Here is a 20,039-nt window from a genome sequence, read left to right as displayed (position 1 = left end):
AAGCGGTCGCGGCCGGCCGTAGGCTGGAGGCGTGACGGTACGTGTACGCTTCGCCCCTTCCCCGACTGGTATGTTCCACGTCGGCGGCGCCCGCTCGGCCCTGCAGAACTGGATCTACGCCAAGCAGCAGGGCGGGGTGTTCGTGCTCCGCATCGAGGACACCGACGCGGCCCGCAACAAGCCCGAGTGGACCGAGGGCATCCTGTCGGCGCTCGACTGGATCGGCATCGAGCGGGGCAGCTACGAGGGCCCGTACTTCCAGTCGTCGTACGCCGGGGAGCACCGGGCGGCCGCCCAGCGGCTGTACGACGCCGGCCGGGCGTACTACTGCGACTGCACCCGGGAGGCCGTGCAGGCCCGCACCGGCTCGCAGTACCAGGGCTACGACGGCTTCCACCGCGACAAGGGCCTCGGCCCGGGTGAGGGGCGGGCGCTGCGCTTCCGTACGCCGGACGAGGGCGAGACCGTGGTGGTCGACCTGATCCGCGGCGAGCCGACCTTCGAGAACAAGCTGATCGAGGACTTCGTCATCGCCCGGGGCGACGGGTCGCCGGTCTTCCTGCTCGCCAACGTGGTCGACGACATGACCATGGGCATCACCCACGTGATCCGGGCCGAGGAGCACCTGCCCAACACCCCGAAGCAGCAGCTCCTCTGGGACGCCCTCGGGGTCAAGCCCCCGATCTGGGCGCACGTCCCGGTGGTGGTCAACGAGAAGCGGCAGAAGCTCTCCAAGCGGCGCGACAAGGTCGCCCTGGAGGCGTACCGGGACGAGGGCTACCTCGCCGCGGCGATGCGCAACTACCTGATGCTGCTCGGCTGGGCCCCCTCCGGCGACCGGGAGATCGTGCCCTGGTCGGTGATCGAGGAGGAGTTCCGGTTGGCGGAGGTGAACCCCTCCCCGGCGTTCTTCGACGAGAAGAAGCTGCGCGCGTTCAACGGCGAGTACATCCGGGCGCTGCCGGTCGAGGAGTTCATCGCGGCCTGCCAGCCGTGGCTGACCGGCACCGGGACCATCGCCCCGCCGCCGTGGCAGCCGGAGGAGTTCGACGCCGCCGCGTTCGCCGCGGTCGCGCCGCTGGCCCAGACCCGGATCGCGGTGCTCAGCGAGATCGTGCCGAACGTCGACTTCCTCTTCGTGGCCGACCCGCTGATCGACGAGGCGGCCTGGGCGAAGGCGATGAAGGAGGGCGCGGCGGAACTGCTGGACGCCGCCATCGCCGCCTTCGACGCGCTGGACTCCTGGGACGCCGAGTCGCTGAAGTCCACCCTGGAGGCGGTCGGTGCGGAGCGCGGCCTGAAGCTGGGCAAGGCCCAGGCGCCGGTCCGGGTCGCGGTCACCGGCCGGACCGTGGGGCTGCCGCTCTTCGAGTCTCTCGAGGTGCTCGGCCGCGAGCGCGCCCTGACCCGGCTGCGCGCCGCCCGGGTCCGCCTGGTCTGACCCCGACAGCGAAGGGCCCGCCGGTCATCCGGCGGGCCCTTCGTCGTACGTCCCCGCTCCGCCCACCGGCCACCGGGCGCGCCGCGTCGTCCCCCCGGCACCCCGCTGCACCCGCTTTGCTCTGCTGCAACCCACGCAACAGCGGCGGGCCGTGGGTGTTGCCGTCGCTGCAGCAGAGCAAAGCGGCCCACGAAGGGTGTCGCCCCCGGGGCGAACGCCACGCGGCCGGCGACGACGCCGTGCGGGTCAGCGCCGGCTGGAGCGGCGGCGGAGCAGGACGACGCCACCAACCAGGACCAGCATCACGACGGCCGCGAGCAGCCAGAACCAGCCTGATGCGCGCTCGTCCGAGCCCTCGTCGGCGGCCGCGGCCGGGCTCACCGGCGACCCGCTCGCCGAGGCCGTCGGCGACCCGGCGGACGTCGCCCCGCCGGTGGGCGACGGGGCGGTGGGCGACGGGGCGGTGGCGCTGGCGGACGGGAGGGTGGGGCTCGCTGACGGCGGCTCGGCCGGGGTGCCGGTGGTGAGGGTGAAGCGGATCTCGCCGGTCACCGGGTGGCCGTCGGTCGACCCGACCTGGTAGCCGACGATGTAGAGGCCGGCCGCCCCGGGCTTGAACGGCACGCTCACCCGGCTGCCGGAAAAGGTCGGCGCGCCGCCCGCCGCCGGCACATTGTCCGGCCCGGTGACTGTGATCTTGGTCGTAGCGGGAGCGGGCGTGGCGAGGAATCGGAGCTCGATCCGCTTCGGCGCGGCGGCCAGCCGCGCCCCGTTGCGCGGGTCGCTGCCGGTCAACGAGTTGTGGGCGGCCGCCGGGGTGGCCGGCAGCACCACCGACACTCCGATCGCCATGCCGACAACCGCCAGCCAGGTACGCGCCACGCGTGCCACGCTGCCCCCCATGAGCCCCTCCGCAAAGGTACGATCCGCCCGCTGATCAACGGACGCCCATTTAGTCGGCCCCAGATCGCAGATAGTTCCAAATACTCTTCCAGCAGCTGCAACCAAGCTACGTTCTGCGGAGTCTTTGAAGTGGGCACCCGGTCTGTGGGCATGACCACCATCGTCGGCCGATCAACGTGTGACCTGCAGCGGAAGCCAGCCATCGAACGGGGCGAGGAGGCGGCGATGGTCCGGAAGGTGAGGCGGCTGCTGGCCGCGGTGACCGGTGCGCTGATAGCGACGGCCTGCTCGCTGGCGTTCGCCGGCGCGGCCAGGGCGACGGGGCCGAAGCTGCCACCCGCCGGAGTGGACATCAGCGGCTACCAGCTCGACCAGCCGCTGCGGCTGCGCGCCGACACCCGGCCCACCGAGGTCGTCGCCGTCATCGACCAGGTGAGCTGGCTCGGCCGGACCGGCCAGCAGCGGGGCCCGGAGGTGAAGAACCTCGGTCCGAAGTACACGGTCGTGGTGTTCGCCGGGGACGTGCCGATGCGGACGTACGACCTCTACCCGCTGGCCAAGGGCGGCCCCCGGGTCTACCGGCCGGCCAAGCAGCCCGACCTGAGCAAGACCGCGGCCGGCTGGTTCTTCGGCCGGCTCAACATGTCGGAGACGCTGCGCACCGTCGGCGTGCCGCTGGAGCGGCGGTTCGACACGGTCACCGGCGGCGTGGGTGGCGGCGAACGGGTCATCCCGGAGGACTCGCTCAACCCGGTGCGGGACATCGACGACGCGATGGGCGAGCTGCGGCGGCTGCTGCTGCTCAACGTCGGGGTGGTGCTGGTCATCACGACCGGCCTCGCCGGGATCGCGCTGCTGATCCGACACCGCACCCGCTGAACGGTCGCCGTCGGCCGGCTGGGCGCCGCGCTCACACCTCCAGCACGACCTTGCCCCGGACGTGCCCCGCCGCCACCAGCCGCTGCGCCTCGGCGGCCTCGGCGAGCGGGAACGTCCGGGCCACATGCACGGTGAGCCGGTCGGCGTCGACCAGCCCGGCCAGCACGCTCAGGTCGGCGGTCGACGGCTTGACGAACAGGTAGCTGCCGCCGAGGCGGGTGACGTGCTCCGGGTCGGCGGTCGAGATCAGCCGGGCGGGCCGGTTCAGCAGCTCGGCGGAGACGTCCAACGACTCGCCGCCGAAGAGGTCCAGCGCCACGTCCACCCCGTCGGGCGCGACGGCGCGGAGCCGGTCCAGCAACCCGTCGCCGTAGGCCACCGGCTCGGCGCCCAGCGACCGGACGAAGTCGTGGTTGGCCTCGCTCGCGGTGCCGATCACCCGGTGCGCGCCGAGCGCCCGGGCCAGCTGCACGGCCAGATGCCCCACCCCGCCCGACGCGCCGTGCACCAGGACGGTGTCCCCGGCGCCGGTCCGCGCCTGCTGCAACGCCTGGTACGCGGTCAGCCCGGCCAGCGGCAGGCCACCCGCCTCGGCCCAGGACGCCTGCACCGGCTTGTCGGCGAGCGTCCGCTCCGGGGCGGGCACCAGCTCGGCGTACGTGCCGTGCTGGATGTCGTCGCGCCGGACGTACCCGATCACCTCGTCCCCGACGGCGAAGCCGGCCACCGCCGGACCGGCGGCGGCCACCACGCCGGCGGCGTCCCAGCCGAGCACCAGCGGGAAGTGACTCGGCATGGCGCCGGCCAGGTGGCCCTCACGGACCTTCCAGTCGACCGGGTTAACCCCGGCGGCGCGCACCCGCACCAGCACCGTGTCCGGGCCGACCGGCGGCTCCGGCAGCTCGCGCAGGGTGAGCCGGTCGGCCGCGCCGTACGCGTCGATCGCGATCGCCTTCACCCTGCTCACGCTAGTCGCCGGCGGGCGGCGGCGGGGTCAGCACCAGCGGTGCGGCGGTCGTTCCCGGCGGTGCGTCCGGTTGCGCGGCCGGACCGCGCCGTGCCGGTGCGCGCCGGCCCAGCCGGCCAGGTCGCTGCGGCAGCCCTGGGCGGGCGCCGGCTCCGGCGCGGCCAGCTCGGCCGGCTCAGGCCCGCGCTGGCGCGGGGCGGGCGGGTCGTCGTCGACGCGGTCGGGCCCGCGCCCGGCGGTCGGCTCCCCCGGATGCGTCACGCCGCCCAGCCGGCGGGGGTGCTTGGCGGACCCCGGCTGTTCGTGGTGGCCCAGCCGGCAGGGCTCGCCCTGGGCGCAGCCGTGCTCGGCCTCCCCGTGCGCCATCCCGGTCTCCTCACGCTCGCCATCGCCCGTCGGGCAGGTCGCCCCGACGTGCCCTGACACCGTACTGGCCGGGGCTGACGGGCCGTGCGCCGCGTACCGGGTCGGCGCGCGCCGGAGATCGTCCGGCCGGCCCGGACCGCCGGTGGTCGGTCAGGCGCGCCGGTGCGCCTCCAGGTCGGCGCGGGTGAGCAGGGCGCGCAGCGCGATGTGGTGCGCGGCGAGGGCCTCCGTGCCCCCCCTCGGAGCGGTCGATCACGCAGAGCGCGTGGTCGATCCGGGCGCCCAGCTCGCGGAGCTGCCCGGTGGAGATCACCACCTGGCCGCCGGAGGTCACCACGTCCTCGACCACGAGCACCCGGCGGCCGGCGACGTCGGCGCCCTCGGCCAGCCGGGCGGTGCCGTACTCCTTGGCGGTCTTGCGGACGAAGGCGCAGGGCAGGCCGGTGTGCCGGGCCAGGGCGGTCACCACCGGGATGCCGCCCATCTCCAGCCCGGCCAGCACCTCCGTGCCGGGCGGGACCAGCGCGGCGAGCCCGGCGGCGACCCGGTCCAGCAGCACCGGGTCGGCTTCGAACCGATACTTGTCGAAGTACTCGTCGGCGGTGCGGCCGGAGCGGAGCACGAAGCGTCCGGTGAGCCGGCAGGTGGCGTCGATGTCGCGGGCCAGGGCGGCAAGGTCGTGATCGGTCACGGAAGAGCATTCTGGCGGAATCCCCCGACGCGTCCCCGCCGGCCGGCCCCTCGGTGTGGAGGCCCAGCTCAGGACGTGTCAGGCTGGAGCGGTGAGCGAGCCGGGCGCCAGCGACCTGTCGGCCACGCTCCGCCGGATCGAACGGGCGGCGGGGGCGTTGGCCACCGCCAGCGTGGCCCGGATGGACGAGACGCTGCCCTGGTTCCGGGAACTCCCGGCGGACCAGCGCTCCTGGGTCATGCTGGTCGCCCAGGCGGGCGCCCGGTCCCTGGTGCAGTGGCTGCGCTCCGGTGGCGGCACCGCGGACAGCACCCAGGAGGTCTCCGACGAGGTCTTCGCCACCGCCCCGCAGGCCCTCGCCCGCTCGATCAGCCTCCAGCAGACCGTCGCCCTGATCAAGGTCACCATCGACGTGGTCGAGGAGCAGGTGTCGCACCTGGCCGTGAAGGGTGAGGAGCAGCAGCTGCGCGAGGCGGTGCTGCGCTTCTCCCGGGAGATCGCCTTCGCCGCCGCCCGGGTCTACGCCCGCGCCGCCGAGTCCCGCGGGTCGTGGGACGCCCGGTTGCAGGCCCTGCTGGTGGACGCCCTGCTGCGCGGTGACTCGCCGGACGTGCTGGCCAGCCGGGCGGCGGCGCTGGGCTGGACGGACGCTCCACCGGTGGCAGTGGCGGTGGGCCGCTCCCCGGGCGGCGAGGTGGCCGCCGTGCTGCACACCGTCTACCGGCAGGCCCGGCGGATCGGGGTGGAGGTGATCGGCGGCGTGCACGGCGACCGGCTGGTCATCGTGCTCGGCGGGGCGGCCGACCCGATGGCGGCGACGGAGAAGCTGCTGACCGCGTTCGGCGACGGCCCGGTGGTGGTCGGTCCGGCCGTACCCAGTCTGGACGAGGCGACGGACTCGGCGCGGGCCGCGCTGGCCGGGTTCCGTGCGGCCCCTGCCTGGCCGGCCGCGCCGCGCCCGGTGCCGGCCGCCGACCTGCTGCCGGAGCGGGCCCTGGCCGGCGACGCGGAGGCCCGCCGCCGGCTCCGCCATGACGTGTACGCCACGCTGGTCCGGGCCGGTGGCGAGCTGCTGGAGACCCTGGACGCGTTCTTCGCCGCCGGCGGCACGCTGGAGAGCGCGGCCCGGGCGCTCTTCGTGCACCCGAACACCGTCCGCTACCGACTGAAGCGGATCGCCGAGGTGACGGGCTTTTCCCCGCTGGCGCCGCGGGACGCGTTCGCCCTCCAGGTGGCGCTGACCGTGGGTCGGCTGGACCCGGTCGTCCCGGGGGTCGCACCCGTCCCGACCCAGACAATGACCCCACCCGTGAGGAAAACATCACAGCTGGGTGATGATCACCGCCGATTTTTGTAGGAACCCGCCAAAGGTTCTAGTGCGGTTTGGTGTCGCTCGCTACAGCGCGACCGGTGAGTATCCGTCAGAGTCGTAGACGTGCTCGCCGTACTCTCGCCCGGCCAGGGTTCCCAGAAACCCGGCTTCCTGACTCCCTGGCTCGACCTGACCGGCTCCGAGGCGCGTCTGCGCTGGTGGTCCGCGCTGGCCGGCGTCGACCTGGTCCACCTTGGCACCAAGGCCGACGCCGAGGAGATCAAGGACACCGCCCGCACCCAGCCGCTGCTGGTCGCGGCCGGGCTGCTCGCCGCCGAGCAGCTGCCGATGTACGACGTCGCGGTGACCGCCGGGCACAGCGTAGGTGAGCTGGGCGCGGCCGCCCTCGCCGGAGTGCTGCCCGCCGAGGCGGCGATCACCCTCGCCGGGGTACGCGGTCGGGAGATGGCCGCCGCCTGCGCGCTGGAGCCCACCGGGATGGCCGCCGTGCTCGGCAGCGACCCGGACGAGGTGCTGGCCGCGATCGAGGCGCACGGGCTGTACCCGGCCAACCGCAACGGCGCCGGCCAGGTCGTCGCCGCGGGCGCGGTGGCCGGGCTGGACAAGCTGGCCGCCGAGCCGCCGGCGAAGACCCGGGTGATCCGGCTCCAGGTGGCCGGCGCCTTCCACACCCCGTACATGGCCCCCGCCGAGGCCGCGCTGGCCGGCGTCGCCGCCGGGATCACCCCGGCCGACCCCGCCCGGATCCTGCTGTCCAACCTCGACGGTTCGGCGGTCAACCACGGCCGGGAGATGGTGCAGCGGCTGGTCCGGCAGGTGACCGCGCCGGTGCGCTGGGACCTGTGCATGCGCACGCTGGCCGACCTCGGTGTCACCGGAGTGATCGAGCTGCCCCCCGCCGGCACCCTGGCCGGCCTGGTCAAGCGGGAGCTGAAGGCCACCGGAGTGCCCGAGATCGTCACCCTGAACACCCCCGACGACCTGCCCGCCGCGCGGGACCTGATCGCCCGGCACAGCGGCCTGGGCGGCCACGAGCCGGTGATCCAGTTCCGGGTGGTGGTCTCCCCCGCCGCCGGCACCTTCGAGCCGGCCACCGAGCTGGCCGAGGGGGCGGACCTGCGGGTCGGCCAGGTCATCGGTCACGTCGCGACCCGGCAGGGGCCGGTCGAGGTGACCGCGCACGACAGCGGGCTGCTCACCGAGTGGCTCGCCCACCACGACGACCCGGTCGCCCCGGGCCAGCCGCTCGCCCGCATCGGAGGACAGCACTAATGGCAGGCAGTCGGATCGTCTCGATGGGCCACTACCAGCCGTCCCGGGTGGTGACCAACGACGACCTCGCCCAGCTCGTGGACACCAACGACGAGTGGATCCGGGACCGGGTCGGCATCGTCACCCGGCGGATCGCCGGGGACGAGACGGTGGCCGACATGGCCACCGCCGCCGCCGGCAAGGCGCTGGCCAACTCGGGCCTCACCGCCGCCGACATCGACCTCGTCGTCGTGGCCACCTGCACCTCGGTCGACCGCAGCCCGAACGTGGCCTGCCGGGTCGCCGCCAAGCTGGGCATCACCGCCCCGGCCGCGTACGACATCAACACCGCCTGCTCCGGCTTCGCCTACGCCCTCGGCACCGTCGATCACGCGATCCGGGCCGGGGCGGCGCGCAACGCGATCGTGATCGGCGCGGAGAAGCTCTCCGACTTCACCGACTGGACCGACCGCTCGACCTGCATCATCTTCGGTGACGGCGCCGGCGCGGCCGTGGTGACCGCCGCCGCCGAGGGCGAGCCGGCCGGGGTGGGCCCGGTGGTCTGGGGTTCGGTGCCGGAGAAGAGCGACGCGGTCCGGATCGAGGGCTGGCGCCCGTACATCGCGCAGGAGGGGCAGGCGGTCTTCCGCTGGGCCACCACCGCGCTGGCCCCGCTGGCGCTGCAGGCCTGCGAGAAGGCCGGGGTCGCGCCGTCGGAGCTGGCCGCGTTCGTGCCGCACCAGGCCAACGCCCGGATCATCGACGGCATCGTCAAGCGGCTGAACATCCCGGACGCGATCATCGCCAAGGACATCGTCGAGTCCGGCAACACCTCGGCGGCGAGCGTGCCGCTGGCCCTGTCCAAGCTGGTCGAGCGGCGGGAGGTGCCCGCGGGCGCCCCGGTGCTGCTGTTCGGCTTCGGCGGCGGCCTGACCTACGCCGGTCAGGTCGTCCGCTGCCCCTGAGACCCCCTCCGGCGCGCACGCGCCGAGGAGTGGCGGCCGGCAACGCCGGCCGTCGAGAACCCCCGATGAAAGGAACCAACCGAAATGACCCGTGACGAGATCACCGCCGGCCTCGCCGAGATCCTCGAAGAGGTTGCCGGGGTGAACCCGGACGACGTGGCCGAGGGGAAGTCCTTCACCGACGACCTCGACGTCGACTCCCTCTCCATGGTGGAGGTCGTGGTGGCGGCCGAGGAGAAGTTCGGCGTCAAGATCCCGGACAACGAGGTGCAGAACCTCAAGACCGTCGGGGACGCCGTCAGCTACATCGCGGCGCAGTCCTGATCATGAGTCGCCCCGACGTCGTCGTCACCGGGCTCGGCGCGACGACCCCGCTCGGCGGGGACGTCGCGTCGACCTGGGACGCCATGCTCGCCGGCCGCTCCGGGGTGAGTGCGCTCACCCAGGAGTGGGCCGGGCAACTTTCCGTCCGGATCGCCGCCCAGCTCGCGGTGGACCCGTCCGAGGTGCTGGAGCGGGTCAAGCTGCGCCGGCTGGACCGGTCCGAGGCGATCGCGATCATCGCGGCGCAGCAGGCCTGGGCCGACGCCGGCCTGGCCGACTCCGGGCTCGACCCGGAGCGGCTGGCGGTCAGCGTCGGCTCCGGAATCGGCGGCGCCACCACCATGCTCGCCCAGGACGACATCCTGGAGGCGTCCGGGCCGCGGCGGGTCTCCCCGCACACGGTGCCGATGCTGATGCCGAACGGTCCGGCCGCCTGGGTCGGGCTGGAGCTGGGCGCCAAGGCCGGCGTGCACTCGGTGGCCAGCGCCTGCGCGACCGGCGCGGAGGCGATCGCGCTCGGCCTGGACATCATCCGCGCCGGTCGGGCCGACGTGGTGGTGGCCGGCGGCACCGAGGCGGTCATCCACCCGCTGCCGATCGCCGGTTTCGCCTCGATGCGGGCCATGTCGACCCGCAACGACGAGCCGGAGCGGGCCTCCCGCCCCTGGGACAAGGGCCGCGACGGCTTCGTGCTCGGTGAGGGCGCGGGCGTGGTGGTCCTGGAGCGCGCCGACCACGCCGCCGCGCGCGGCGCCCGGGTTTACGCGCGCCTCGCCGGCGCAGGCATCACCTCCGACGCGTACGACATCGTGCAGCCGCACGCCGAGGGCGAGGGCGCGATCCGGGCCATCACGAAGGCCATCGCCGACTCCGGTGTCGCGAAGACGGACATCATGCACGTCAACGCGCACGCCACGTCCACCCCGGTGGGCGACATGCTGGAGATCGGCGCGCTGCACAAGGCGCTCGGCGACCACCCGGTGCTGTCGGCCACCAAGTCGATGACCGGGCACCTGCTCGGCGCGGCCGGCGCGCTGGAGTCCATCGCCGCGATCCTGGCGATCCGCGACAGTGTCGTACCTCCGACGATCAACCTGGACGACCCGGACGAGGGCCTGACCATGGATGTGGCCGCCCACAAGGCACGCCACCTGGAGATCCCCGCCGCGCTGAACAACGCGTTCGGCTTCGGCGGTCACAATGTGGCTCTCGTCTTCACGCGGGCCTGAGACCACAGCCTTGGAGGCACCAGTGACCACGACCGCCGTCAGCGCGGACAGCACGACTGTGGACTACCGAGATCCGGAGGCCCGGCTGCGGGCCCTGTTCGACGCCGGCACGCTGCGGCTGGCCTCGCCGCGGGACACCTCCGGCGCGCTCTGGGCGCGGGGGGAGATCGACGGTACGCCGGCGATCGCGTTCGCCACCGACGCCACCAGGATGGGCGGCGCGATGGGCACCGACGGGTGCCGACACGTCGTCGACGCGATCGACACCGCCGTCCGGGAGCGGGTGCCGGTGCTCGGCCTCTGGCACTCCGGCGGCGCCCGGCTCGCCGAGGGCGTCGTCGCGCTCGACGCCGTCGGGCAGGTCTTCGCCGCCATGGTCCGGGCCTCCGGCCGGGTGCCGCAGATCTCGGTGGTGCTCGGCCCGGCCGCCGGCGGCGCCGCGTACGGCCCGGCGCTGACCGACATCGTGGTGATGAGCGGCGCCGGTCGGATCTTCGTCACCGGCCCCGAGGTGGTCCGCAGCGTCACCGGTGAGCAGGTCGACATGGAGCGCCTGGGCGGCCCCGAGCCGCACGGCCGGCGCTCCGGCGTGGTGCACGTGACCTGCGCCGACGACGAGGCGGCGATGGTCGAGTCGCGCAAGCTCGCCGCGCTGCTGGGTCACCAGGGCCGGCTCTCCCCGGACGACGTGCCGGTCGGCGTGACGGACGGGCACGACCTGGCCGCGAAGATGCCCGCCGAGACCAACCGGGCGTACGACGTGAAGCCGGTGGTGATGGCCCTGCTCGACGCGCCGGGCGTGGAGCTGCACGCCAAGTGGGCGCCCAACGTGGTCACCACGCTCGGCCGGTTCGCCGGCCGGACGGTCGGCGTGATCGCCAACAACCCGCTGCGGCTGGGTGGCTGCCTCGACGCGTCCAGCGCCGAGAAGGCGGCTCGGTTCGTGCGGATGTGCGACTCGCTCGGGGTGCCGCTGATCGTGCTGGTGGACGTCCCCGGCTACCTGCCCGGCCTGGGCCAGGAGTGGGACGGCGTGGTCCGGCGCGGCGCGAAGCTGCTGCACGCGTTCGCCGAGGCGGTGGTGCCGCGGGTGACGCTGGTGACCCGCAAGGCGTACGGCGGCGCGTACATCGCGATGAACTCCCGCTCGCTCGGCGCCACCGCGGTGTTCGCCTGGCCGAACGCGGAGGTCGCCGTGATGGGCGCCAGCGCGGCGGTCAACATCCTGCACCGCAAGAAGCTGGCCGCCGCCCCCGCCGAGGAGCGGGAGGCGCTGCGCGCCCAACTGATCGAGGAGCAGACCCGGGTCGCCGGTGGCGTCAACCGGGCGCTGGAGATCGGCGTGGTGGACGACATGATCAAGCCGGAGGAGACCCGGCGCCGGATCGCCGAGGCGCTCGCCGCGGCGCCGGCCGCCCGGGGCGCGCACGGCAACATCCCGCTGTAACACCGGTCGTACCGTCAGGGTCCGCGCCCGTCCGGGTGCGGACCCTGACCGCGTCTCAGCCCCGGTTGCGGGGATGCTGCCGGGCGGTCCGTTCGTTGCCCCGCCGGTAGTTGCCGGTCCACCGGGCCATCACCAGCTGCGCCGGCCGGGGCCCGCACCCCGATTTGCCGCCGCCCCGGTCGGCCGCCGCGGGGGCCGTTAGGGTGAGGGCCGCCGACACCCGCCGAGGAGTACGCCGTGGAAGCGACCGAGATCCGCAAGCTCGCCGCGCTCGAGGACACCCACTGGTGGTACCGGGAGCGGCGTGCCCTGCTCCGCCGGGCGCTGCGCCGGCTGGCGGCGGCCGGGACGCGACCGGAGCGGGCGTTGGACATCGGCGCGGCCGGCGGCGGCAACACCCGGGTGCTGCGGGCGCACGGCTGGCGACCGCTGGCCCTGGAGTACAGCGCCGAGGGCGCCGGCGGGGCCCGGGAGCGCGGCCTGGACGTTATCCGGGCGGACGCCCGGTGCCTGCCGGTCCCCTCCGCCAGCCTGGGCCTGGTGGTCGCGTTCGACATCCTGGAGCACTTCGACGAGGACCACCTGGCCGCCGCCGAGATCCGCCGCACGCTGCGCCCCGGCGGGACGGCGCTGATCGCCGTGCCCTGCGACATGCGGCTCTGGTCCGCGCACGACGTGGCGGTCGGGCACGTCCGCCGCTACGACCGCGCCTCGCTGCGGGCCGTGGTGGAAAAGGCCGGGCTGGTCGTCGACGAGCTGTGGAGCTGGAACGTGGTGCTCCGCCCGGTGGCCGCCTGGCGGCGGCGCCGGTCCACCGGCAGCGACCTGGACGACCTGCACCCGGTGGTCAACCTCGGGCTGCGCACGATCATCACCGCCGAGCGGTACCTGCCGGTGCGGTCGCTCCCCGGCGTATCGCTGATGCTGCGCGCTCACCGGCCCACCGACGACGGCCCCGGCCGCGACTGACAGCGGCGGCGACGGGCCGGAGACCGCGGTCAGCCGGCCGCGGGTACCGCCTCGCGGGCCAGGGTCACCGCGCCCAGCAGCGCGGCGTCGTCGGCGAACCGGGACAGCACCACGTCCGGCCGGTGCGGCAGCACCTCGGTGAGCCGGCCGATGAGCAGACCACGGATCAGCTCGCTGCCGGCCACCCCACCGACCAGCACCACCCGCTGGGGGTCGAGCAGGAGGCAGCAGGTGACCAAGTGGCGGGCCAGTTCGTCGACCCGGGCGGTGAGCGCGTCCCGAGCCGCCCCCGGGTGCTCGGCCCGGGCGGCCAGCCCGGCCGCCCCACCGGGCACGCCCAGCTCGTCGGCGAGCCGGTCCAGCGCCCGGCCGGAGAAGTCCAGCTCCAGCATGGTGCCGGGCCACGGGCCGCCGGCCACCGCGTACCCGATCTCACCGGCCGCGCCGTGGTGACCGGGCAGCACCGCGCCGCGGACGGTGACCGCCGCCGCGACCCCGGTGCCGAGCCCGACCACCAGGCCCGGGTCGGCGTCGCGGAGCTCGCCGAGCCGCAGCTCGGCCAGGGCGGCGGCGTTCAGGTCGTTGTCCACCGCCACCCGGGCCACGCCGAGCCACTCCCGCACCGCCTCGGCGAGCCGCAGCCGCTCCCAGCCGGGCACGTTGGGGGCAAGGTCGATGCCGTCCGGCCGGACCACGCCGGGCGAGGCCACCCCGGCGGCGGCCACCGGCCCGCCGACGCCGGCGACCAGCTCGGCGGCCAGCTCCAGCGCCCGTTCCAGGGCCTGCGGGGCACCCCGCTCGGCGTACGTGGGGAGCCGCTCGCGGGCCAGCAGCCGGCCCTGCGCGTCGGCGACCCCGACCGCCATCTTGGTGCCGCCGAAGTCGATGCCGAGCAGCAACGGCTCGATGCCGGTCCCCCTGGCGGGCTGACCGGACCGGCCGGCCAGGCGGACCTTCATCGGGCCGTCCCCGCGGCCTCGTCCAGCGCGGCGTCGGCCCGGCCGAGCCGGTCGCGTACCTCGGCCAGCCGGCCGGCGACCGTGTCGAAGGCGGCGCGCAGCACGCCGACCTGGGCGCGGACGGCCGCGGCGCCCGGACCGTCCACCTGGGCCCGGTCGAGGACCAGCTCGGGGCGGACGGCGGCGGCGATCAGGTCGGCGACCGCGGCGTCGTCGAGCGGGGCGTCGAGCCCGACGGCGTCCGCCGCGGCCCGCACGTCCGCCGCCGTCCAGGAGGCCGGATCACCGCCGCGGACCAGCCGCCCGACCACCGAGTGCGCGGCCCGGAACGGTACGCCGTGCCGGGTGAGCGCGTCGGCGGCGGCGGTCGTGGTGGCGCCGGAGGCGACGATCTCCTCGGCCGACGGCGGCTCCAGCGGCTCCAGCTCGGCGAGGAAGCCGCCGAGCAGGGCGAAGAACCGGTCGGTGCGGTCGTTGCTGTCCCAGAGCCGGACCTGCACGTCGGTGGTGGCGTTGTTGGAGTCCTCCCACCAGGCCGCGCCGACGTTGTTGAGCACCGACGCGGCGTCCGCCGCGGCGGCCCCGGCCATGGAGACCAGGTGCTCCAGCACCACCGGGTTGCGCTTTTGCGGCATGATGCTGCTGCCCTGGGTGAAGTCGCCCGGGGTGACCACCCAGCGCCAGGTCAGCCAGTCCATCAGGGTGCGGGCCAGCCGGGCGCCGGTGGCCAACGACCGGGCGTTGAGGGTGCCCACCTCCACCAGGTGGTCGGCGCCGGCGACCGCCTCGTACGAGTTGGTGACCAGGCCGTCGAAGCCGAGCAGCTCGGCCACCCGGGCCGGGGCGATGTCCAGGTCGGTGCCGGCGAAGGCGCAGGAGCCCAGCGGCGAGGTGTTCAGGTGGTCGATCAGGTCCGCGTACGCGGCCGCCTCACCGGCCAGCGCCTCGGCGTAGCCGGCGAGGGCGTGCCCGATGGTGGTGGGCTGGGCGGGCCGGCGGTGGGTGTAGCCGGTGATGACCACGTCGGCGTACCGGTCGGCCCGGTCCAGCGCGGTCCGGCCGGCGGCCAGCACCCGGTCCAGCACGCCGAGCAGCTGGTCGCGCAGCAGCATCCGGAACACCCCGGCGTCGAGGTCGTTGCGGCTGCGGGCCATCTGCACGTCCAGCTCGGACGTCGGGATGCCACACGCCTCGGCGAGCCGCTTCTCGAGCAGGTAGTAGGTGTCCTCGAAGCTGCCGTCGTACGCGGGTGCCGGCGCGGTGTCGGCGCGCAGCTCGGCCAGCCCGCGCAGCAGCCGGGCGCCGCGCTCGGCGGGGATCAGCCCCTGCTCGGTCAGCATCACCACGTGCGCCTGGCTGGCGCGCACCATCGCCGGGTAGAGGTGGCCGACGTGGTGGTCGTAGGTGGGCCCCAGGTGGTGCCGCTGGTAGGTGGTCAGCGCGGGTGTGCTCATGGCGGGTCCTTACTTTCTTCCAGGCCGGGGCGGGCGGACTCGCCGCCGCCCCGGATTCCGGCCGGTCAGCCGCTCAGGCCGAGCAGCCGTTCGGCGTTGCCGGCGAAGATCGCGCGGAGGTGGTCGTCGGGCATGCCCAGCTCGCGGCAGACCCGGAGCTGGTCGTCGAGGTAACGGGTGACGTAGCCGCGCGGGAACCACGACGAGTCGCTGCCGAACACGATCCGGTGCGGACCGATGGTCTCGTAGCAGCGGCGGAAGAGGTCCTCCAGCGTCAGCTTGTACGGCATCCAGCGCACCCACTGGTTGGAGCCGGAGGTGTCGATGTGGATGTTGGGGCAGCCCCAGGCGGCGAAGAACAGCTCCTGCACGTGCTGCACGCCGAAGTGCGGCACCACCACGTTCAGCTCGGGGAAGCGGCGGGCCATCCGGGCCAGCTCCTCCGGGCCGCCGTACCGGCCGAAGGTGAGGCCGCCGGCGCTGCCGTAGTGCCCGATGTGGATCAGCACCGGCACGCCGAGCCGCTGCGCGGTGCCCCAGAGCGGGTCGAGGGCCTCGTCGTCGAGCGGGCCGCGCAGCAGCGGGGCGAACAGCTTCAGCCCGCGCAGACCGCGCTCGACCACCGCGCGCTCCAGCTCGGTGGCCGCGCCTGGGGCGTACGGGTCGTGGTGGGCGAAGCCGAGCAGCAGGTCCGGGTGCCGGTCGACCACGTCGGCGACGGCGTCGTTGCCGCCACCGGTGACGAAGACCGCCCGGCGGATGTTCACCGCGCGCAGCTCGTCGGCCCACCGGTCGGCCTCGTCCTGCCAGCGCTGCGCCGGGGGCTCCGGGTCGGGGAACCCCCACGCCGTTCGCCACTGCCGGGCGTACGGCGCGGAGCCGGCCGCCCGGACCGCCCGCTCGTGCTCCCCGCCGGGGTGCATGCCGGCGGCCTGCTCACAGGCGTGGACGGTCTCGTCGGCGCCGATGCGGAAGTGCAGGTGGAAGTCGACGATGTCGAGTCCCCGGTCGACGGTCATCCGGTCTCCCCGGTCTCGGTGGTGTCGCCGGCCGTCGGCGCCGGGACCGGCACCGAGGCGGACGGCAGCGGGTCGGCGGTGGGCGGGTTGGGGGGCTCGGCGGCGATCCAGGCCGCGACGATCTCCCGCAGCCGCTCCCCGGCGAGCGCGCGGACCCGCCGGCCGGCCTTCTCGTTGGCCAGCGAGACGTGCCCGGACCAGCCCTGCCAGGGGTCGGGGCGGGACTCCACCAGCACGTACGGGTGGGTCACCGGCAGCTTGGGCTTCGGCGGCAGGTCGGTGGTGGCGTCGAGGCGTACCGCGGCCGGGTCGAAGCCGAGCACGCCGGAGGTCTCGTACGCCCCGCCGTGCCCGCGGGCCGGCCGCTCGCCGTAGATGTCGATGGTCTCCGCCGGGGTGACCAGCTGGAACCAGTTGACCAGCAGCAGGCTGGCGGTGCGGCGGCCGGAGACCCACTCCATCGCGGCCCGGACGGTGGACATGTTGGCGTCGTGCCCGTTGACGATCAGCAGCCGGGGGAAGCCGGCGGCGACGATCCCCTCGATCACGTCAGCCAGGTAGCCGACCGCGATCTCCGGCCGGATCGCCACCGTCCCCGGCCAGGGCCGGGTCTGCCCGGGGCAGGCCGCGTACGCCACGGCCGGGAAGAGCACCCCGCGCGGCCCGCCGGCGACCGGCACGGCCGACTCGGCGGCGAAGCCGTCGGCGAGGATCAGGTCGGTGCCGAGCGGCAGGTGCGGGCCGTGCCACTCGACCGCACCGACCGGCAGCACCGCGAAGTTTGCCGCCGCCGCGACCTCGGCCAGCTCGCCGCCGGGGATTCGGGCGGCGGGCACCAGGCCGCCGCCCGCCGGCCACGCGGTGGTCACGCCGTCCACTGCGCCGCCTCCCGGCTGGCCTTCCGGCCGCTCTCCAAGCGGCCGGAGACCACCATCACCACGAAGATCAGGACGACCTGGAGCATGCCGTACGCGGCAGCGGTGCCGACCTCGAACGAGTACATCCGGTTGTTGATCTCGACCGAGATCGGCGAGGTCTCCGAGGTGTAGATCAGCACCGAGGCGACGAACTCGCCGACGCCGTGCACGAAGGCGAGCAGCGCGCCGGCCACCACGCCGGGCAGCATCAGCCGTAGGGTGACCGTGCCGAACGCCCGCCACCAGGGGGCGCCGAGGTTGCGGGCGGCCTCCTCAAGCGAGGGGTCGAGCTGGGCCAGGGTGGCGGAGCTGGACCGGAAGACCAGCGGCAGGAACCGCACGAAGTACGCCAGCGGCATGATCCAGAAGGTGCCGATCAGCACCTGACCGAAGCTGAACGCGTTGCCGGTGCTGAACGCCGAGATCAGGTTGATCGCCACCACCGTGCCGGGCAGCGCCCAGGCCAGCATGACCGCCACGTCGAGCAGGCCCCGGCCGCGGAAGTTCAGCCGGCGCACCGCGTACGCGATCAGCACGCCGACCACCACGCAGCCGAGGGTGGCGATCAGGCTCATCTGCAGCGAATTGACGATCGGCTGGAACGCCTTCGGGTCGGAGAAGATCGTGACGAAGTTCTGCATGGTGTACGCCGACGGGATCACCTCGGTGGTCCACGAGCCGTCCTGCGAGAAGGCCACCAGGGCGATGGTCGCCACCGGGGCGAGCAGCACGGCGGTGGCCAGCAGCGAGGCGGCCAGCGCCAGCCAGCGGCCGACCGGGTTGGTGATCTCCCGGCGGTGCGCGGCGATGCCCTTGGACTGGGAGCGGTAGCTGCGCCGCCCCTCGTACCAGCGCATGCCGAGCAGGAAGAGCACGGAGACCACGCCGAGCACGGAGGCGTACGTGGAGGCCATCGGCAGGTCGCCGTTGGTGCGGTTGATGTAGATCTGCATGGTCATCGTCTGGTCCACCCCGAACAGCAGCGGGGCCGTGTACGACGCCAGCGACGTCATGAAGACCAGCAGCGAGGCCGAGACCAGCGCCGGGGTGAGCATCGGCAGCAGCACCGTGCGCCAGACCCGGATCCGGCCGGCGCCGAGGTTGTAGGCGGCCTCCTCGACGGACGGGTCCATCCCGACCAGTGCGGCCGAGGCGGCCAGGTAGAAGAACGGATACATGGTGAAGGTGTGCACCACCAGTACCCCGGCGATGCCGCTGAACGGCAGCACCGGCTGGTCGGTGCCGAAGAGGTGCTGGAGCCCGCGCGGCAGGATGCCGGTCTCGCTGTAGAGCAGCTGGAACGAGATCGCCCCGATCAGCGGCGGCAGCGCCGCCGGTACCAGGATGATCGCCTCGATCAGCCGGCGGCCGGGGAACGAGAAGCGCTTGAGCAGGAAGGCCATCGCCACGCCGACGATCCCGCACAGCAGCACGCTGGCCGCCGAGATGATCAGCGAAGTGACCAGCGCGGACCGGGCCACCCCGTCGCCGGTGAGGAAGGTGGCGTAGTTCTCCACCCCGTCCACGCCGACGCTTTCGGCAAAGGTGGCGAACATCGGCTGCACCACGTACCCGAAGAGGATCAGGGCCAGCGGCAGCACCAGGAGGTACGGGAACCAGGGCGAGTTGGCGCCGAAGGCGTTCCAGGACCGGCGCCCGCGGGGCGGCGTCGGGTCCTCGGTGACCGGCGGGACGGTGACCGCGCTCGGGCTGGCGGGGAGGGTGCTCACGGTCGGACCACCCACATCCGCTCGCGGGACAGCCGCAGCCCGACCTGGTCCCCCACCGCCAGGCCGACCGGAACCTCGATCGCGGCGACCTGCACCGGCTCCCCGGCCAGGTCGACGACGAGGTTGGTGGCCATGCCGGTGAACTCCAGCTCCGTCACCCGGCCGGTGAGCGCCCCGGCCTCGGTGGCCGAGGTCAGACCGATGTGCTCGGGGCGTACCGAGACCAGGGCGGTCCCGCCCTCGTGCAGGCCGTGGTCGGTCGGGGCGGCGACGCCCACCTGGTCGCCGCCGGGCAGCGCCACGGTGACGGTGTCCGGGCCGGCGGCCACCACGGGCAGGCTGAGCACGTTGCTGCGGCCGATGAACCGGGCGACGAAGCTGGTCGCCGGCTGGTGGTAGATCTCCTGCGGGGTGCCGATCTGCTGCACCCGGCCCGACTCCATCACCGCGATCCGGTCGGACATCGCCATCGCCTCGGCCTGGTCATGGGTGACGTAGATCGAGGTGGTGCCGGCCTCGCGCTGGATCCGCCGGATCTCCACCCGGGTCTCCTCGCGCAGCTTGGCGTCGAGATTCGACAGCGGCTCGTCGAGCAGCAGCGTCCGCGGCCGGATGACCAGCGCCCGGGCCAGCGCGACCCGCTGCTGCTGGCCGCCGGAGAGCTGGTCGATCCGGCGGTCGCCGTATCCGGCGAGGTGGACCTGGCCGAGCGCCTCCTCGACCCGGCGCTTCGACTCGGCCCGGCCGACCTTGCGGATCTTCAGCCCGTACGCGACGTTCTGCGCCACGCTCATGTGCGGGAAGAGCGCGTAGTTCTGGAACACCATGCCGGTGTCGCGCTTGTTCGGCGGCCGGTGGGTGACGTCCTCCTGGCCGAATCTGATCCGCCCTGAGGTGGGGAAGTAGAACCCCGCCACCATGCGCAGCGTGGTGGTCTTGCCGCAGCCGCTCGGGCCGAGCAGGGTGAAGAATTCCCCGGCGGCGATGGTGATGTCGACGTCGTCGACGGCAGCGGTGTCGCCGGCACGCGCGAAGCGCTTGCTCACCGACTCCAGCGTGACATCGATCATGATGTCTCTCCTTGCGTGCGGTACCGGGTCTGGCCGGTGGGGCGGGGTGGTGGAACCAGGCCGGGGATCAACGGTACGAGCGGGCAGGCGCCGGGTACGGGGAGGCAGCCCGTACCCGGCGCCGA

At 74.2% G+C, this 20,039-nt stretch carries 18 protein-coding genes and 1 pseudogene; 9 read left to right on the top strand and 10 right to left on the bottom strand.

Annotated elements, in window-relative coordinates; all coding sequences use genetic code 11:
• Window positions 1-31 precede the first annotated feature (31 nt).
• Window positions 32-1,441, top strand: coding sequence for a glutamate--tRNA ligase (gene gltX / locus OG799_RS01210; protein WP_406042192.1), 1,410 nt, complete (start codon window positions 32-34; stop codon window positions 1,439-1,441).
• Between the two features lie 246 nt (window positions 1,442-1,687).
• Here gltX and OG799_RS01205 read toward each other — a convergent pair whose 3' ends face one another.
• Window positions 1,688-2,323 (bottom strand): copper resistance protein CopC, encoded by a 636-nt coding sequence (locus tag OG799_RS01205; RefSeq protein ID WP_406042190.1) that lies wholly within the window; start codon window positions 2,321-2,323, stop codon window positions 1,688-1,690.
• A 246-nt stretch (window positions 2,324-2,569) separates the two neighbouring features.
• On the opposite strand from OG799_RS01205, the gene OG799_RS01200 reads away from it, so the two are divergent.
• The gene (locus OG799_RS01200) at window positions 2,570-3,223 is read left to right on the top strand and encodes a hypothetical protein (protein WP_406042188.1); all 654 of its coding nucleotides are present in this window, start codon (window positions 2,570-2,572) and stop codon (window positions 3,221-3,223) included.
• A 31-nt stretch (window positions 3,224-3,254) separates the two neighbouring features.
• On the opposite strand, the gene OG799_RS01195 is transcribed toward OG799_RS01200, so the two are convergent.
• From OG799_RS01195 to pyrE, 3 genes and pseudogenes are all read right to left on the bottom strand, one after another.
• Window positions 3,255-4,181: an NADP-dependent oxidoreductase gene (locus tag OG799_RS01195; RefSeq protein WP_406042186.1), complete on the bottom strand. Its 927-nt coding sequence runs from the start codon at window positions 4,179-4,181 to the stop codon at window positions 3,255-3,257.
• Between the two features lie 36 nt (window positions 4,182-4,217).
• Window positions 4,218-4,556 (bottom strand): hypothetical protein, encoded by a 339-nt coding sequence (locus tag OG799_RS01190; protein WP_406042184.1) that lies wholly within the window; start codon window positions 4,554-4,556, stop codon window positions 4,218-4,220.
• Between the two features lie 150 nt (window positions 4,557-4,706).
• Window positions 4,707-5,247 (bottom strand): annotated as a pseudogene (pyrE, locus tag OG799_RS01185) (orotate phosphoribosyltransferase).
• Window positions 5,248-5,302: 55 nt separating this feature from the next.
• On the opposite strand from pyrE, the gene OG799_RS01180 reads away from it, so the two are divergent.
• The 7 genes from OG799_RS01180 (at window position 5,303) to OG799_RS01150 (ending at window position 12,765) form a co-directional block, all read left to right on the top strand.
• On the top strand, window positions 5,303-6,604 hold the full coding sequence (locus OG799_RS01180) for a PucR family transcriptional regulator (protein WP_406042182.1): 1,302 nt from the start codon (window positions 5,303-5,305) through the stop codon (window positions 6,602-6,604).
• A 78-nt stretch (window positions 6,605-6,682) separates the two neighbouring features.
• A complete protein-coding gene (locus OG799_RS01175) occupies window positions 6,683-7,852 on the top strand; it encodes an acyltransferase domain-containing protein (protein ID WP_406042180.1) in 1,170 nt (389 codons plus the stop codon).
• Window positions 7,852-8,796: a beta-ketoacyl-ACP synthase III gene (locus OG799_RS01170; RefSeq protein ID WP_089013152.1), complete on the top strand. Its 945-nt coding sequence runs from the start codon at window positions 7,852-7,854 to the stop codon at window positions 8,794-8,796. The genes OG799_RS01175 and OG799_RS01170 overlap by 1 nt, the downstream gene beginning before the upstream one ends.
• A gap of 84 nt (window positions 8,797-8,880) precedes the next feature.
• Window positions 8,881-9,120, top strand: a complete 240-nt coding sequence (locus OG799_RS01165) for an acyl carrier protein (protein WP_088972559.1) — start codon at window positions 8,881-8,883, stop codon at window positions 9,118-9,120.
• 2 nt (window positions 9,121-9,122) lie between these two features.
• Window positions 9,123-10,349 (top strand): beta-ketoacyl-ACP synthase II, encoded by a 1,227-nt coding sequence (gene fabF / locus OG799_RS01160; protein ID WP_406042177.1) that lies wholly within the window; start codon window positions 9,123-9,125, stop codon window positions 10,347-10,349.
• Between the two features lie 22 nt (window positions 10,350-10,371).
• Entirely contained in the window at window positions 10,372-11,796 is a 1,425-nt protein-coding gene (locus tag OG799_RS01155; RefSeq protein ID WP_406042175.1) for an acyl-CoA carboxylase subunit beta, read from the top strand.
• 237 nt (window positions 11,797-12,033) lie between these two features.
• Window positions 12,034-12,765 carry a class I SAM-dependent methyltransferase gene (locus OG799_RS01150; RefSeq protein ID WP_406042173.1) on the top strand — a complete coding sequence of 244 codons (732 nt, stop codon included), beginning with the start codon at window positions 12,034-12,036 and terminating at the stop codon, window positions 12,763-12,765.
• 29 nt (window positions 12,766-12,794) lie between these two features.
• Here OG799_RS01150 and OG799_RS01145 read toward each other — a convergent pair whose 3' ends face one another.
• The 6 genes from OG799_RS01145 to OG799_RS01120 all read right to left on the bottom strand — a co-directional run bounded on the left by OG799_RS01145 (window position 12,795) and on the right by OG799_RS01120 (window position 19,914).
• Window positions 12,795-13,724, bottom strand: coding sequence for an ROK family protein (locus tag OG799_RS01145; protein WP_406042171.1), 930 nt, complete (start codon window positions 13,722-13,724; stop codon window positions 12,795-12,797).
• Window positions 13,721-15,178 carry a lyase family protein gene (locus OG799_RS01140; protein WP_406042169.1) on the bottom strand — a complete coding sequence of 486 codons (1,458 nt, stop codon included), beginning with the start codon at window positions 15,176-15,178 and terminating at the stop codon, window positions 13,721-13,723. Before OG799_RS01140 ends, OG799_RS01145 begins: the two co-directional genes overlap by 4 nt.
• Window positions 15,179-15,243: 65 nt before the next feature.
• Window positions 15,244-16,197, bottom strand: coding sequence for an amidohydrolase family protein (locus tag OG799_RS01135; protein WP_406042167.1), 954 nt, complete (start codon window positions 16,195-16,197; stop codon window positions 15,244-15,246).
• Window positions 16,194-17,066 carry a creatininase family protein gene (locus OG799_RS01130; protein WP_406042165.1) on the bottom strand — a complete coding sequence of 291 codons (873 nt, stop codon included), beginning with the start codon at window positions 17,064-17,066 and terminating at the stop codon, window positions 16,194-16,196. Before OG799_RS01130 ends, OG799_RS01135 begins: the two co-directional genes overlap by 4 nt.
• Entirely contained in the window at window positions 17,063-18,844 is a 1,782-nt protein-coding gene (locus tag OG799_RS01125) for an ABC transporter permease (protein WP_406042163.1), read from the bottom strand. The genes OG799_RS01130 and OG799_RS01125 overlap by 4 nt, the downstream gene beginning before the upstream one ends.
• Complete coding sequence (locus tag OG799_RS01120) at window positions 18,841-19,914, bottom strand: ABC transporter ATP-binding protein (RefSeq protein ID WP_406042161.1); 1,074 nt, start codon at window positions 19,912-19,914, stop codon at window positions 18,841-18,843. Before OG799_RS01120 ends, OG799_RS01125 begins: the two co-directional genes overlap by 4 nt.
• Window positions 19,915-20,039 lie beyond the last annotated feature (125 nt).

It is taken from the genome of Micromonospora sp. NBC_00898 (genome assembly GCF_045207895.1).
Lineage (GTDB): Bacteria > Actinomycetota > Actinomycetes > Mycobacteriales > Micromonosporaceae > Micromonospora.
Note: the sequence above shows the minus strand (reverse complement) of the source record. Positions and strands in the feature narration are given on the sequence as shown.